The organism is Xanthobacter sp. ZOL 2024 (assembly GCF_052932325.1).
Genome location: NZ_CM128808.1, coordinates 1,713,215 through 1,728,708, shown reverse-complemented (window position 1 = coordinate 1,728,708; position 15,494 = coordinate 1,713,215). Strand labels below are relative to the sequence as shown.

The window sequence follows — 15,494 nt, the reverse complement described above, 5'->3', positions numbered from 1 at the left end:
GCCCTTCCTCACACGGCTTTGCTCAAGGCGGGCACCGGCGCGTAACGGCGGGCCAGCGCCAGGAGATGCGGCAGGCCACCCATCGCCAGGCCGTAGTCCTGGACGAAGTCGATGAGGCAGGCGATCTCATCCACGCCGGCGGCCGCGAGCGCCTCGACGGTCTCGGCTGCGCCGTCCGGGGTACCGATGAGGGAGCGCCCGCGCATGAACCCCTCAATGCCGAACTGGATGAGGCTGTCGAGGTCGTCCTGGCTGAAGTTCTCCAGGGCGATATCGAGCCCCATGCTGCGGGCCAGCCCCTCCAGCAGGTGATAATGGGTGCGCAGATAATCCCCGAAGGGGCCAGTCACGGTCGCCTTGACCTGCGCCGCATCGGCCCCCAGGAACGTATGCGCCATGATGGTCACGGTGCCAGAGGCAGGGTCGTGGCCGTGCTTCTCCAGGGATCGCCGGTAGGCCTGGATCTTCGGCGCCAGCCCTTCCAGGGTTTCGCCGAGCAGAGCAGTGAGCACATTGACGCCACGGCGCCCGGCTTCGATGAAGGTCTCGGTGGACTGGCTGGCCACCCAGAAGGGAATGCGCGGCTGCACCGGCCGCGGCAAAGTCCGCGCTTCCGTAACCTGACCATCGGCATGCTCGAGGCTCACGTGCTCGCCCGCGAGCAGCTTCGAGATCACCTCGTAATTGCGCCACATCAGGCTGCGCCGGCTGCCATAGGGCTCACGCGACAGCACGAACTCATCCCGCGTCCAGCCGGAGGCGATGCCGACGCCGACACGTCCGCCGGACAGATTGTCGACGACGCTGATCTCCTCCGCCACCCGCACCGGATGATGCAGAGGCAGGACGATGCTGCCGGAGCGCAGCTGAATGCGCTGGGTCACCATCGCCAGTGCGGCGTGGATCGTCGACGGGTTGGGGTAGAGACCGCCGAAGGCGTGGAAATGCCGTTCTGGCACCCACAATGCCGTGAAGTCGTTGGCATCGGCGAAGCGCGCGCTGTCCATCAAGAGGCGATAGCGATCGCCAACGGCGGTGTCGCCGTCGCCATCGAAGTAGAAGAGACTGAATTTCATGCTTTCTCTTTCTCCTTGCGGCGTTTGATGCCGGATCTTCACATGCGATGCTTGCCGACGCCTCAGCCGACCGACCCGGCTCGAGCGCGCCATCAGGCCTCTTGCCGCTGACCGTCGGCTTCGATTTCGTCGAGCAGCGCCGCGAGGGTCTCCTGCTCCCGCTGCGCGGTTTCGAGCGATCCGCGGATCACCGCCGCGATCCCCGCAACGGTGGGCGCCTCGAACAGGAGGGCGCGCATGGGCAATTCAGTTGCGAAATGCTTGCGCAGGCGCATGACCACCTGCACCGCAAGCAGCGAATGGCCGCCAAGCGCAAAGAAATTGTCATCGACACCGATCCCCTCGATGCCCAGCAATTCGCCCATGATCGTCGCCACCGCCGCCTCCACCGCATCGCGCGGGGGGCCGCCCGTGGCACGATCAGGGCGGGCGCTGCGGGCCGTGTCGCCCGCGTCCACCATCGCGACCTGCGCCGCCGCGGCCATGCGGCGTTCGAGCGGCTCCGGCGTGACGGCGACCCGTGAAACATCGGGCCGCGCCAGCACCGCGCGGGTCACCCGCCACACCTCGTCGCCATCCATCGCGTGGGCAAATGGGGCCGCGAGAGACCCGCCGAGGTCCTCGCGCCCCTGCCCGTAAGGCAGACAGGTATCCCAGTCGATGGCCTGCCAACTGGTCGCCTCCGGCATGGCCGGTCCCGCCTCGCGCCTGGCATCGACGAAGGCGTCGAGGAAGCTGTTAGCTGCCGCATAAGCGACGAGGCCCACGCCCCCCACCACAGTGGAGAAGGAGGATTGCACCAGCACGAACCGGGGCGCGATGCCGACGATGGCATCGGCCAGAGCCGTCATGCCGGCGATCTTTGTGGCGAACAAGCCGCCCGCCTGCTCTGGCGTCGCCTCGGCCAGGGGGCAATGGTGGCCCTCGCCCATGCCGGCGGTATGGAACACCCCCTGGATCGGCCCGAAGCGCCGCTGGCTGTCAGCGATGCAGCCACGCAGCCAGTCCGGATCCGTCAGATCACCGCTGAACAGCACATAGTCCCGCCCCGGTACACCGATGTCGCGGAGTGCCCGCACGAAGCGGCTCACCGGGTGTTGCGGACTATGCGAGGCGAGCCAGTGCTCCCACTCTTCCGCCGGCGGCAGCCCAGCCCGGCCCACCACGACCACCCGCGCGCGCAGCGACCTGACCAGCGCCCGCACATAGATGAGGCCGAGCCCCTCGGTCAGGTCGCCGACCACCAGATAGGTCGCCCCTGCGGAGAGTGCCGGAACCTCCGCAGGCTCAGTGAGCGGCGCGGCCGTGACCTCCTCCCGCCAGAGGAGGCCGCCACGCAGGGCCAATACGGTGGCATCCTTCTGCCACGGACGGGTCAGCGCAGCGCGAAGCCCCGCCACCGGGCCGGCAGCGACGGCCGGCAGATCCACGCTGCGGCACTGCAGGTACGGTACCTCCTGCGGCAACACCCGCAGTGCCCCGAGCGCCATGGCCGCGGCGGGCGCGAGCACCTCTCCCCCCGTGACCTGCTGCATACCCCGGGCGAGCACCGTGAGCACGGCGGGCCGCTCATCCAGCGTCGTCAGAGCTCGACCCAGGGCGAAGACGCTGGTGAACGGCGCCTGAGGCGCCGCGGCAGGATCGAGCGGGAAGGCATTGATGATCTGGTCTGGCCAGATGTCCCTGGCCGCCAGTTCGGTGAAGAGCGCGCGATAGTGATCCGGATCGGCGGGATCAAGGTCGAAGCCCGCACCCGCCGGGGCAAATCCAGCCGCCGCCTCGACGCTGATCACCTCCACCTGCGCCGGCACCGTGCCGATGGCGGCCAGCGCGGCAGCGCCCCCGAGCAGCAGCCAGCGGGCCCGCGGGAGCTCGGCGTCACCCGCGCGCGGGGCAGCGCAGCGCCGCCAGAGGGGCTGGTGGAACCAGGTGGCGAGGTCGGCACGCCGCCCCGGCGCCTCGATCTCGCCCTGCACCGGCGACGCAGGCGGCACCCAGAAGGATTCCCGACGGAATGGATAGGTGGGCAGACCCACCCGCCGCGGCGTGGCCCCCGCGTCCGGCTCATCGCGCTCCGTCTCCAGCCCTGCGACCCAGAGATGCGCATGCGCCAGGGCCACGTGTTCGGCAGCGTCCTGCTCGGCGGTGTCGGGCAGCGAGGTCACCGCGCGCAGGCCGGGACCGGACGGCTGGGCCGCCAGCCGGGTCAGCGTGGCCCCCGGCCCGACTTCGAGCAGAAGCGGATTCGGCACTTCCAACGCCCGCGACAGGGCGGGGCCGAACCGCACCGCCTGCCGCAGTTGCGCCACCCAATAGGTCGGATCCGTCGCCTGCCCGGCCGTGAGCCAGTCCCCGGTCAGGTTGGAGACGATGTCCAGGGTCGGCGGATGGAGCGGAATTTCGCTGAGGAGCCGGGAGAAGGGGGCCAGCGCCGGCTCCATCATGAAGCTGTGGAAGGCATGAGACGTCTTGAGCAAGCGACTGCCGATACCACGCTGCTCGACATCAGAGGCGAGCGCGGAGATGGCCGAAAGCGTGCCCGCGAGCACACAGCTGCGCGGTCCATTGACCACGGCGAGGTCCACCTCGGGCGACACCAGCGCCCGCGCCTCCGCCTCGGACAGGGCGACGGACAGCATCGCTCCGGGCGCACAGGCCTGCATCAGCGTGCCACGTGCGCAGACCAGCCGCAGCGCATCGGCGAGCGAGAACACGCCGGCAAGGCACGCGGCGACATACTCACCAATACTGTGCCCGATGAGGGCGCGCGGCCGCAGGCCTTTTGCCAGCCACATCCGCGCCAGCGCATATTCCACCACGAACAGCGCCGGCTGTGTCCATTGCGTGCGGCGCAGCGTCTCGGCGTCACCATAAAGCACCGCCCTGAGATCCAGGGTGTCCGGCAGCAGATCGAGGCATGCCTCGAAAGCGGAGCGGAATTCTGGCTCGTGCTCCAGTAGCGCGCGCGCCATGCCGGGATACTGGGCGCCCTGGCCCGGAAACAGGAAGACGAGCGACGGCGTGCCCGGCAGCGCCTCGCCCTCGACGCAGGCGGGCCCCTCCCCCCGCTCCAGAAGCGCCACCGCCTCCGCGCGGCTGTGGGCCAGGCAGGCGAAGCGCCGACCCATGGGGCGCCGGCCGGTGTGCAACGTGTGGACCACATCGGCCAGCGCGGGGCCGTCCTCAGCGCCGATGGCGGCGGCGAGAGCCCGGCGCATCCGCGCCAGCGCCTCGGCATCGCGGGCGGACAGCCGCAGCAGATGCGGGCCGGCGACCGCGGATGCCCGCGGCTGGCCCGGCGGCTCTTCCAGGATGACGTGGGCGTTCATGCCGCCCATGCCGAAGGCGCTGATGGCCGCCCGCCGCGGCCGGTCCGGCGTGCGGCCCCAGGGCCGGTTCTCAGTCACCACGCGGAACGGGCTCGCCGGAAGATCAAAGCCCGGATTGGGCGCGGCGAAATTGATGCTGGCGGGGAGAGTTTCGTGCCGCAGGGCGAGGATGGTCTTGATGAGGCCGCCCATGCCGGCGGCCACATCCATGTGCCCGACATTGCCCTTGACCGAGCCGATCCCGCAGACGCGGCCCTCCGCATCGAGCCCCGGCCCATAGACCCGGTTCAGCGCGGCCAGCTCGATGGGGTCGCCGAGCACGGTGGCGGTGCCGTGGGTCTCCACATAATCGACGCTGCTCGGCGCGATGCGGGCGTCGGCCAGGGCGGCTTCCAGCACCGCCACCTGGCCGGCGACGCTGGGCGCGGTGAGCCCCACCTTGGCGGCGCCGTCATTGCCCATCGCCGAACCACGGAGCACCGCATGGATGGTGTCGCCGTCCGCCAGCGCATCCCTGAGCCGCCGCAGCACCACCACGCCGACGCCATTGCTGAAGACCGTGCCCTGCGCGGCGGCATCGAACGGGCGGCAGAGACCATCCGGCGAGACCACGCCCTCGCTCTTGTAGACATAGCCCTCGGGTCGCGGCTGGCCGACGGCCACGGCGCCGGCGAGCACCATGTCCGCTTCGCCGGCCAGCAGGCTGCGGGCGGCGAGATGCACGGCGATCAGCGAGGTGGCGCACGTTGCCTGGACGCCGACGCAGGGCCCCTTCAGGTCCATGTGATAGGCGGTGCGGGCGGCAATCATGCCAAGCACGTTGCTCAGGCCGGCGTGGAGCGGGTCCACACTCTCCCGCAAGGCCGGATCGGCGTGAATGTGGCTGAAATGATAGGTGAGCGCGCCGCCCGCGTAGACACCGATCCGCCCCGCGAAGGCGCGGCTGTCGTAGCCGGCATGCTCCAGCGCCGCCCAGGCGCATTCAAGGAACACCCGGTGCTGTGGATCCAGCAGCGCCGCCTCGCGCGGGGCATAGCCGAAGAACCCCGCATCGAAGCCGGTGGGATCGTCGAACCCGCCCCAGACCCGCACATAGTCCGGCCGCGCCGATGTTGCCGGGTCGACCCCCGCCCGCGTCAGCTCGGCATCGTCGACGGTGCGCAGGCCGCTCCGCCCGGCGTGCAGCAGCTGCCAGAAAGCGTCAATGTCATTGGCCCCCGGGAAACGCCCGGCGAGACCGACAATGGCGATCCGCTCCTCCTGCGCCGCCGCGCGCGTCCCCCGATCGAAGGTTTCGGAACCAATCGCCGGCGTGTCGACATCAGTCATCGCTTTTGCTTTCGCTCTCGTTGGTCGGGAGGGATCGTGCGGGCGGCTATGACCGCATGGTCGACGCGCCGGATGGCGGGATGCCGGGAACGGAGGCGAGGGCTCCATGGTGCGGAACCGGCAGGTCGGGGAACCCGGCATCGAGCACGCCATGCAGATAGTCGGTCAGCGCCTCGATGGTGGGATGCTCGAAGATCAGCGTGGGCTTCACCTGCAACGCCAGCTCCCGTTCAAGCGTGGCGCCGATGTTGACGAGGGCAACAGAATCGAGCCCGAGGTCGAAGAAGCCGGTGGACGCTTCCGGCAGTTCTCCCGGCGCCAGCCGCGCGAGCAGAGCCACCTCCTGGCGAATGAGACGCCGCAGGCCATCCCTGCGAAAGGCCCTGGGCTGGTCGCGCAGTTGCTCGCGCCAGGGGACCGGCTCCTGGAGCGCCGGCGCTGCCAGCGCCGCGCCGGGCTGCGCGTCCCAGCGCGCAACGATGCGCAGCGCGCCGTCAGCCACACCCTGGCGGCAGGCGAAGCGGCGCACCTTGCCGCTCGGGGTGCGCGGCAGGCTACCCGGCCTGAGCAGCGCGATGACCCCCGCCTTCAGGCTGTGGCTGCGGGAAACCGCCCCTCGGATGGCTGCGAGGACCTCGTCGGCGGGAAGATCGCGCAGGCCGTCACGCGTGAGCTCGCAGGCGATGCCCACCTGCTCCTCTCCCTCGATCTCGATGGGGAAGACACCCGCCCGCCCCTGGGCCAGCGCGGGATGGCAGGAAAAGACCGACTGCTCGATGTCCTCGGGGTGGTGGTTCTGCCCGCGGACGATGATCAGATCCTTGAGCCGGCCGGCGATGTAGATCTGCCCACGCACGCGGAAGCCGAGGTCACCGGTGCGCCGCCAGCCGCCCGCGCCATCGAGGCGCTGGTCAAAGGTCTCCGCATTCAGCTGGGCGCGGCCCCAATAACCGGGGGTGACGTTGGGCCCCCGGATCCAGATCTCGCCCACGATGCCATCGGCCACCCGCTGGCGCTGCTCCGGATCGACCAGGGCGAGGTCGAGCCCGTCCGCCGGATGGCCGCACGCCGCCAGCTCCAGTGCCTTCTCCCCATCCGCCTCCGCTTCGATCGCGACGCCGCGGGTCGAGAGGTCCTCCCGCCGCACGGCGAGGAAGGCGGGGGGATCGGCCGGGCCATTGCCGGTCTGGAACAGCGTCGCCTCCGCCTGGCCGTAGCAGCAATAGAACGCCTCCCAGCGAAAGCCCGATGAAGCGAACGTCGAGGCGAAGCGGCGCAGCGTGCGCGGGCGGATCGGCTCCGCCCCATTGTAGGCGATGCGGATGGCGGACAGGTCGAGGCCCGCAGCGGCCTCCGGCGTGAACTTTTCCACGCAATGCTCGTAAGAAAAGTTCGGTCCGCCGATCACCGTGGCGCGGCACTGGGAGGCAAGATCCAGGAAGCGCAGGGGCCGGCGCAGGAACGACGCCGGCGCCATGAGCGAGACGGGAAAACCGTTGAACACCGGCGACAGGATTCCGTCGATCAAGCCCATGTCGTGATAGTGGGGCAGCCAGCAGGCCGATCGGTCCTGCCGGCTGTAAGCGAAGGCCACGCTGATCTGCCGCAAGTTGGCCATCAGGTTGCCATGGGTCACCATGACGCCCTTGGGATTGCTGGTGGAACCGGAGGTGTACTGCAGAAAGGCCACCTGCCGCGCGCCGGGCGGAACGAACGGACGTTCGTCGCACGTGCACCACGGCGCGGCGGCATCTGCAGCCGCCGGCGCGAAGCAGAAGCCGCGCCCCACAGCCTGCTGCAGCGGCAGGAGCGGCTCGACCAGATCCGCCGGGCACAGCACGCCGCAGATGCCGGCATCCCGCGCCACATGCAGCCAGCGCTCAATGCCATCCGCGCGCCGGGGCGCAGGGGCCGGCACCGGCACGGCGCCCGCATAGAGACAGCCGAAGAAGGCCGCGATGAAATCGAGGCCCGGCGGATAGACGACGAGAATGCGCGCGCCGGGGGCGACCGCGCCCTCAGCGCGCAGCGCCCGCTCGACACCCCGCGCCCGCTCGCGCAGCTCCCGCCAGGTCCAGGCATCGAAGCGCGCCTCAGCGGCCGGCACCGCGCTGTCGGAGAAGAAGCGGAAGCCCACCTCATCGGGCGTCGCGACAGCCCTGCGTTCGAGCATGTGCACGATGCTCACGAACCCGCTCTCGCCGCCGCTATCCCGGCCCGACAAAGAGGTGTTGTGCATGTCCATCTTCTCCTTATTGGAGGGGAAGGCCGAAAACGCGTAGGCACGCCTGCAGGCATGCCATTTCTACGACGACAACTTAGAATCTCTGAAATGTAACCTTCGCATGCGTATAAACGCCGTTGACGAATTGCCTCTTGCATATAATTATTGAATCCAGTAGTCAACATTTACGCGCCACCCTGACGGGCCGCGAACATGAATTCATAAAGTCGACACACGCGGGACAGGGGACAGTCACCCCGAGAGAACGTTTTTAATCATTAAAAATTCAACATCTACCCTGCAATCGTCTCTATATCCAAGATCTCTGCCAACCGCACATCTGTTGCGGCCAGCTCTATCCGACTTTACGGTCCCGGGAGCATCGCAGTGACGAGCCACGAGGCAATCAAAAATCTGCTGCAAGACCTGTCCGGACAGGGCGTGCGTGTGTGGAACGATGGTGGGCGGCTGCGCTGCTCAGGACCTCGGCAAGCGCTCACGCCGCAGGTCACCGAGGCCATTCGCAACCGTAAAGCCGAGATCCTGACCTTTCTCGAGAGCGCTGTCTCCACAACGCCGCCGGTTGCGCCTGAAATCGAAGGGCGCGGCGATGCCTCACCGCCGCTGTCGTTCGCGCAGCAAAGGCTCTGGTTCATCGAGCAGATGCTGCCGGATGCCGGGCTCTACCACATGTCTTTCGCCGTGGAGGCGCGCGGCCGGCTTCATCTGGCAGCCCTCGACACCGCGCTGGCGCAGGTTGTGGCGCGGCATGCCATTCTGCGCACCCGCATCGACACGCAAGAGGGGGTTCCCGTGCAGCGCGTCGTCGCCGATACCCGCGTTCCGGTGCAGCGGATCGATCGCGGTGCGGCGGCGCCCAGCCCGTCAGAGATCCATACGCTGCTACAGACCGAGGCGCGACGTTCGTTCGACCTTACGGCCGAGCCACCGCTGCGCCTGACGGTGGTTGAGCTGGAGCCGGAGCTCACCCTGCTCCAATTGACGCTACACCACATCTGCGCCGATGGCTGGTCCATGGAGATCCTGATGCGGGATCTCGCAGCCTGTTACACCGCCGCGGTCTCCGGCGCCGGCGTGGATCTGCCCGCCCTGCCCATCCAATATGGCGATTTCGCCGCCTGGCAGCGCGCGCACCTGCAAGGGCCGCACCTTGAACGCGCGCTGACCTTCTGGCGCCGCCATCTGGAGCGGCCGCTGCCCCAGACCCGCCTACCCGGCGACTTTCAACGCCCGCCGACCCCCGGCAATGTGGGCGAGATCCACGGCTTCGTCGTCGACACCGCCACGGCATCGGCCCTGCGCCGCCTGTCGGGCGCACATGGGGCGACGCTGTTCGCGACCTTGTTCACGGCATTCAACATTTTCGTGGCGCGGCACACCGGCGAGAGCGACCTCGTGATCGGCACGCCGGTGGCCCACCGCCCGCGGCAGGAGACCGAGGACCTCATCGGCTTGTTCGTCAATCCGCTGCCGATCTGCTCCCGGTTGAACCTCGCGGCGGGATTCCTGGAGAATCTCAAGCACACCCAGGCGACGCTGTGGGACGTTCTGGAGCATCAGGACCTGCCGTTTGAAAGGCTGGTGGAAGAGCTGCAGCCGGAGCGGGACGCCAGCCTCAATCCCCTGTTCCAGCTGAAATTCCAGCTCGATTCCGCCCCCCGCCAGCCTGCCGGCCTGCCCGGCGTGGAGCTGCGCCGTCTGCCCCCTCGTGATGGTGTGGCGAAGCTCGACCTCAGCATGAACATGCAGGAGGGGCCGGAGGGCCTCACCGGCGCGATCGAGTTCGACACCGCCTTGTTTCGACCCGAAACCATCAGATCGTTCGCCACCCATTTCCTCATCATGCTGCGGGCCATCGCCGCGGCACCCGAACAGGCTGTGGCCAGCGTGTCGCTCCTGCCGGAAGACGAGCGACACACGCAGCTCATCCAGTGGAACGCCACACGGCGCGAGCAGGACGAGAGCGACACTTTCCAGGCGATGTTCGAGCGCCAGGTGGCGCGGGCACCGGAAGCCGCCGCGCTGCTCCAGACCACCGCCGACGGCACGCGAAACCTGAGCTATGACGCGCTCAATCGCCGCGCCAACCAGCTGGCGCACATGCTGCGCGGGCGAGGCGTAGGGCCGGAGAGCGTGGTCGCCATCGCCCTTGAGCGCGGCTTCGACATGGTCGCGGCCTGGCTCGCCGTGCTGAAGGCCGGCGCCGCCTACCTGCCCCTGGATCCGGCCTATCCCACCGAACGCATCGCCTACATGCTGGCAGATTCCGGTGCAGGGCTCATCCTGTCCCACAGCGCCATACGGTTGCCGGAAGGTACCTCGCGGATCAATCTCGATACCGACTGGCCGCAGCAGGCGCCGCAGACCAATCCCGCGCCCGTCTCGCACCCGCGTCATCTGGCCTATCTGATCTACACCTCGGGCTCCACAGGCCGGCCCAAGGGCGTGCTGGTGGAGCATGGCGGGCTGGCCAACCTGACCACCGACAAGATCCGCTGCTGTGACGTCCGCCCTGGCGACCGCGTGCTGCAGTTCTTCAGCTTCAGCTTCGATGCTTCCATCCCGGAGCTGGTGATGAGCCTGGGCGCCGGCGCCTGCCTGCTGCTGCTCACCGCCGAAGACCTGCTGCCTGGCCCCACGCTGGCCGCACGGCTCCGCGCGCACGGTGTGACCCACGTGACCATGACGCCATCGGCGCTGCTGGCGCTGCCGCCGGGCGACTATCCGATGCTGCGGACGGTGCTGGTGGGCGGCGAAGCGCCATCGCCGGAGCTGATTGCGCGCTGGAGTGGCCAACACCACTTCATCAACGCCTATGGCCCCACCGAGACGACGGTGAACGCCAGCATGGTCAATTGCGGAAACGGGCATCCGCTCGACGCCACACTGAGCCCGGCCGCCAACAAGCATCTGCATGTGCTCGACGCCAACCTCGAACCGTTGCCGGTAGGGGTGCCGGGGGAGCTGCACATCGGCGGGGTGGGCATCGCCCGCGGCTACCTGGGGCGCGCTGCCCTGACGGCGGAGCGTTTCGTTCCAGACCCCTTCCGACCGCCGGGCACGTCCGGCGTTCTCTACCGCACGGGCGACCGGGCCTGCCGGCTGCCGGACGGGCGCATTCGCGTGCTCGGGCGCCTCGACGACCAGGTGAAGATTCGCGGTTACCGCATCGAGCCGGGCGAGCTAGCCGCCATCCTCCTCAGCCATCCCGAGGTGGCGGGAGCGGCGGTCGCCATCCGCGCCGACGTAGCGGGGAGCGCACAAATCGTCGCCTACGGCGTGGCGAAGGCCGCGTCCCCACCGGCACCCGCGGCGCTGCGCGCCTGGCTGGCCGAGCGCCTGCCCCGGTTCCTGATGCCGGCGGCATTCGTCTGGCTCGACAGCCTGCCACTGACGGTCAACGGCAAGATCGACACCAAGGCGCTGCCTGCGCCGGATATGGCGCATGCGAGCGCCGGCCGGGCACCGAACGGCCCCCTGGAGACGGCCATTGCCGGCGCCTTCCAGGAGGTGCTCGGCCTCGCCTCGATCCGCGCCGAGGATGACTTCTTCACCCTCGGCGGCCATTCGCTACTGGCCACCCGGCTCGTGAGCCGCGCCCGGGAGCGGTTCGCGCTGGAGCTCGGGGTTCTCGATCTCTTCGAGGCCCCCACCGTGGAGGCGCTGGCCGCGCGGGTGGCCCGGCGTACCCTCTCCGTGCCCCCGGCATCGACGCCGCAGGATGAGCCGCTGCGCGCTGACATCCGCCTCGACACGTCGCTCCGCCCTCCTGCCGGTGTGCGGAGCGTCCATCCCCCCCGCCGGGTTCTGCTGACGGGAGCAACCGGCTTTCTCGGCGCCTACCTGCTGCGCGAACTGCTGCGCGACGAGGCGCGCCAGGTCTGGTGCCTGGTGCGCGGCACCGGTGGCCGCGAGCGCCTGCGGGCCGCCCTCGATCGCTATGGCCTGTGGCAGGAGGCGCTGGCCGAACGTCTGCATGTGGTGCAGGGCGATCTCGCCCTGCCGGACCTGGGCCTTTCCGCCGGCACCCGCGCGCATCTGGCCGGCACCATGGACGCCATCCTGCACAATGGCGCCGAGGTGCATCACCTTTTTCCCTATGAGCGGCTGCGGGCCATCAATGTGGACGGCACCCGGGAGATCATCCGGCTGGCCTGTGCCGGCACGGGGCGGCCCCTGCACCTGGTCTCTTCCCTCAGCGCCTTGACCCGGCGCGGTGCGACGGGGCCCATTCTCGAAAGTGACGGTATCGGTGCCTTTCCCCCACCAATCGGCGGCTACAACCGCAGCAAATGGGTGTGCGAGCATCTCGCCGAGGAGATCCGCCAGCGGGGGCTGCCGGTCACCATCTTCCGGCCCGGCGCGATCTCCGGCGACAGCGAAACGGGCGCATTCAACGGCGCGGACATTCTCTGCCGTCTGATGCAGGGCTACCTGCGCTGCGGCGCCGCGCCGGCCGGCGACACCATGCTGGAGATGCTGCCGGTGGACCATGTGGCCCGGGCGATCGTCGCGCTGGCCGACCAGCCGACTTCGGCGGGGCAGACCTTCCACCTCACCCATTCTGCTCCGGTCTCCTCGGCACGCCTCTTCGAGGCCTGCGCATTGGAAGGTCTGTCGCTTGAGCGCGTGCCGCGCGCGGCCTGGCGGGCGACCCTGAAACGTATCGCGCGCGAGGATCCCAGCCACCCGCTCTACCCGCTCATGGGCCTGTTCGAGCAGGCCGCCGCGGCGGCCGGGGAGACCGCCGGCAGGGCGCTCGCACCCATCGATCGGCGCCGCGCCGCTGCGGCCCTCGCCAACGCGCCCTTCACCGAACCGGCGCTCGATACCGCGCTATTCCGCAAGTATCTGCGCGCCTTCATCCGGGCAGGCGCGCTAAATCCCGCAGCCGAGGCCAGTTTGATCCATGCTTGAGCAAGCCAAGACTTATGATGATTGGGCGTGGCTCTACAATCAGACCCTGGGCCCGAGATATGTGGCGCACAAGATCGGCCCCATCGCGCGGATCGTTCTTCCCCATGTCCCTGCCGGCGGCCGGATCCTCGATCTGTGCTGTGGCACAGGCCAATTGGCCGGGCGCCTGGCCGAGCGCGGCTATGCCGTCACCGGCTTCGATGGCTCTGCGGATATGCTGCGCCATGCGCGCCAGAACGCCCCCACCGCCACCTTCGTGCAGGGTGATGCCCGCGCCTTTGCGTTCGACGCCCCCTTTCACGCCATTCTGTGCACCAGCGCATCCCTCAACCACATGGCCGCGCTGGAGGACCTGTGCGGCGTATTCACCAGCGCCAACGCCGCCCTCGTGCCCGACGGCCTGTTCATTTTCGACGTCAACCATCCCGCCCAGATGTCCCGCCACTGGCGGGGACGGCCCACCGAAGGCGAACTGCACGCCGACTATGCCTGGCTGATCACCCCGGATTATGACCCTGCGGCCGGCCGCGGCACCTTCACCGTCGACATCTACCGGCGACCCCGGAACGCGAGACGCTTGCCCCTCGGGAGCGTGATCGCCCGCGTCACCCGGGGCAAGGCTCTGCGCCGCTCCCGCCTCGCGCTGCTGGCCCGCTACGGCAGCCTTTGCCCCGACTGGGAGCGGCACTCGGTGGCGAATACCGTCTGGGGGCACGATCTCGACGCCATGACGGAGCTGCTGGGCGCATGCGGCTTCGAGCCGGAACTGCGGAGCACCGGCGGCGGCGCCATCGACGACCAGCACGCGGCCTATTTCCTCTGCCGCAAGGTCGCCAACGCGACGACCACCTCGCCTGAAATCGCCACCCCAGCCCCGCGGGCGATGACACAGGCGGCCGCCCGATGAACGCCCGCGCCGACACCCCGACGCCGGCGGCGGCCGCAACGTCCATCATCGCCGCATTCAACCGGCGCACGCTGCAGTCCAAGGCGGCAAGCGCCGCCAACCGGCGGGTCCTCGCCGACAAGAGCGGGATTGGCGTGCCGTTCTCCCAGCTCGCCAAGGAGGCGCTCTATCCGCTGGTCGCCACCCGCGCCGAGGGGCCGTACCTGTGGGACGCCGACGGCCACCGCTATGTCGACATTCTCATGGGCATGGGCATCAATCTGTTCGGCCACAACCCACCGTTCATCCGGCAGGCGATCGAGGAGCAGCTGGCCAAGGGTTTCGCCCTGGGCCCGCAGTCGGACCTCGCCAGCGAGACGGCGGAGATGTTCTGCCGCCTGACCGGCCACGAACGGGTGACCTTCAGCAACACCGGCACCGAGGCGGTGATGACCGCCCTGCGCATCGCCCGCGCCGCCACCGGACGCAGCCGGATCGCCATTTTCACCGGCTCCTATCACGGCCATTGCGACCAGGTGCTCAACCGCCCCGCGACCTTCGGCGACGCGCCGGGAGCCCTGCGGCGCGTGATGCCCCCACTGGCGCGGCGGTGGATGGCGTACCGCGCCATGCCGGCCTTTACCGGCATCCCGCCGGCCGGTGCGCGCGATGTCGTCCTGCTGGACTATGCCGATCCGCGATCGCTGGACCTGCTCCGCCGGAAGGGCCGGCAGATCGCAGCGGTTCTGGTGGAACCGGTACAGAGCCGCAACATCGATCTCCAGCCGCGCGCCTTCCTGAGCACCCTGCGCGCCATCACCGAGCAGACCGGCACGGCGCTGATTTTCGATGAGATGATCAGCGGCTTTCGGGTGGCGCCGGGCGGGGCCCAGGCGCATTTCGGGGTAAAGGCGGACATTGCGACCTACGGCAAGATCGCCGGCGGCGGGATGCCGCTGGCCCTGATCGCCGGCAGCAGCCGCTTCATGGATCATGTCGACGGCGGAGACTGGCACTATGGCGATGCCTCCGCGCCACGGGTCACCCCCACCTTCGTCGCCGGCACCTATTGCCGGCACCCCCTCGCCCTCGCGGCTGCCCGTGCTGCGGCCCGCCACATGCTCGAACAGGGACCAGCGCTGCAGGAGCAGTTGAACGCCCGGACCGGCGCCCTGGTGACGCGGCTCAACCAGTCCCTGGCCACGGCCAAGCTGCCGGTGGTGTTCACGCACTTCGGCTCGTTCTTCGCCCTGGCGGCGGGCCGCAGCCGGGTGCCGCCCCTCGCCCTGAACCTGATGTCGCTGCTGCTGCTCACCGCAGGCATTCATCTGCGCGGCGGCGACAGAGGCGGCTTCCTGTCGACGGCGCACGGCGACGCGGACATCGACACCATCCACGACGCCTTCTGCCAGAGCCTCCAGTCCCTCGCGGGCCTCGGTCTCCTTCCTCTCGCCGATGGAGCACACACACCATGAGCACTCCGGATCAAGCCGACGAGCCGAACTACCGCGTCGTAATCAGCGACGAGGAACGCTATTCGATCTGGCCGACCTACAAGGACATCCCCTCCGGCTGGCGCGACGGCGGGTTCTCCGGGCCCAAACAGGCCTGTCTCGACCATATTGGCGAGGTGTGGACCGACATGCGGCCGCTGGCTCTGCGCCGCCTCATGGACGGGGCCCTGCCCGCCGCACCCTCCCGGCAGGAGTAGG

7 protein-coding genes are annotated in these 15,494 nt (G+C 69.2%); 4 read left to right on the top strand and 3 right to left on the bottom strand.

The window, feature by feature from the left end; genetic code table 11:
* Positions 1-8: 8 nt before the first annotated feature.
* The 3 genes from ACU4E7_RS08070 to ACU4E7_RS08060 form a co-directional block, all read right to left on the bottom strand.
* The gene (locus tag ACU4E7_RS08070) at positions 9-1,076 is read right to left on the bottom strand and encodes an LLM class flavin-dependent oxidoreductase (RefSeq protein ID WP_447021200.1); all 1,068 of its coding nucleotides are present in this window, start codon (positions 1,074-1,076) and stop codon (positions 9-11) included.
* A gap of 92 nt (positions 1,077-1,168) precedes the next feature.
* The gene (locus ACU4E7_RS08065; RefSeq protein ID WP_447021199.1) at positions 1,169-5,734 is read right to left on the bottom strand and encodes a type I polyketide synthase; all 4,566 of its coding nucleotides are present in this window, start codon (positions 5,732-5,734) and stop codon (positions 1,169-1,171) included.
* A gap of 46 nt (positions 5,735-5,780) precedes the next feature.
* Entirely contained in the window at positions 5,781-7,973 is a 2,193-nt protein-coding gene (locus ACU4E7_RS08060) for an AMP-binding protein (RefSeq protein ID WP_447021198.1), read from the bottom strand.
* Between the two features lie 372 nt (positions 7,974-8,345).
* Here ACU4E7_RS08060 and ACU4E7_RS08055 point away from each other — a divergent pair, with 372 nt between their 5' ends.
* From ACU4E7_RS08055 to ACU4E7_RS08040, 4 genes are read left to right on the top strand one after another with little or no spacing between them, the layout of a single operon-like run.
* Positions 8,346-12,896, top strand: a complete 4,551-nt coding sequence (locus tag ACU4E7_RS08055) for an amino acid adenylation domain-containing protein (protein WP_447021197.1) — start codon at positions 8,346-8,348, stop codon at positions 12,894-12,896.
* Entirely contained in the window at positions 12,889-13,803 is a 915-nt protein-coding gene (locus ACU4E7_RS08050) for a class I SAM-dependent DNA methyltransferase (RefSeq protein ID WP_447021196.1), read from the top strand. Before ACU4E7_RS08055 ends, ACU4E7_RS08050 begins: the two co-directional genes overlap by 8 nt.
* The gene (locus tag ACU4E7_RS08045; RefSeq protein WP_447021195.1) at positions 13,800-15,257 is read left to right on the top strand and encodes an aminotransferase class III-fold pyridoxal phosphate-dependent enzyme; all 1,458 of its coding nucleotides are present in this window, start codon (positions 13,800-13,802) and stop codon (positions 15,255-15,257) included. Before ACU4E7_RS08050 ends, ACU4E7_RS08045 begins: the two co-directional genes overlap by 4 nt.
* A complete protein-coding gene (locus tag ACU4E7_RS08040; RefSeq protein WP_238122260.1) occupies positions 15,254-15,493 on the top strand; it encodes an MbtH family protein in 240 nt (79 codons plus the stop codon). Before ACU4E7_RS08045 ends, ACU4E7_RS08040 begins: the two co-directional genes overlap by 4 nt.
* The last annotated feature ends 1 nt before the right edge of the window (position 15,494 follow it).

What these genes read in the sequence shown, in the direction of transcription:
- ACU4E7_RS08070 (WP_447021200.1), bottom strand. Translation starts at nt 1,076, where the DNA reads ATGAAATTCAGTCTCTTCTACTTCGATGGCGACGGCGACACCGCCGTT.
- ACU4E7_RS08065 (WP_447021199.1), bottom strand. Translation starts at nt 5,734, where the DNA reads ATGACTGATGTCGACACGCCGGCGATTGGTTCCGAAACCTTCGATCGG.
- ACU4E7_RS08060 (WP_447021198.1), bottom strand. Translation starts at nt 7,973, where the DNA reads ATGCACAACACCTCTTTGTCGGGCCGGGATAGCGGCGGCGAGAGCGGG.
- ACU4E7_RS08050 (WP_447021196.1), top strand. Translation starts at nt 12,889, where the DNA reads ATGCTTGAGCAAGCCAAGACTTATGATGATTGGGCGTGGCTCTACAAT.
- ACU4E7_RS08045 (WP_447021195.1), top strand. Translation starts at nt 13,800, where the DNA reads ATGAACGCCCGCGCCGACACCCCGACGCCGGCGGCGGCCGCAACGTCC.
- ACU4E7_RS08040 (WP_238122260.1), top strand. Translation starts at nt 15,254, where the DNA reads ATGAGCACTCCGGATCAAGCCGACGAGCCGAACTACCGCGTCGTAATC.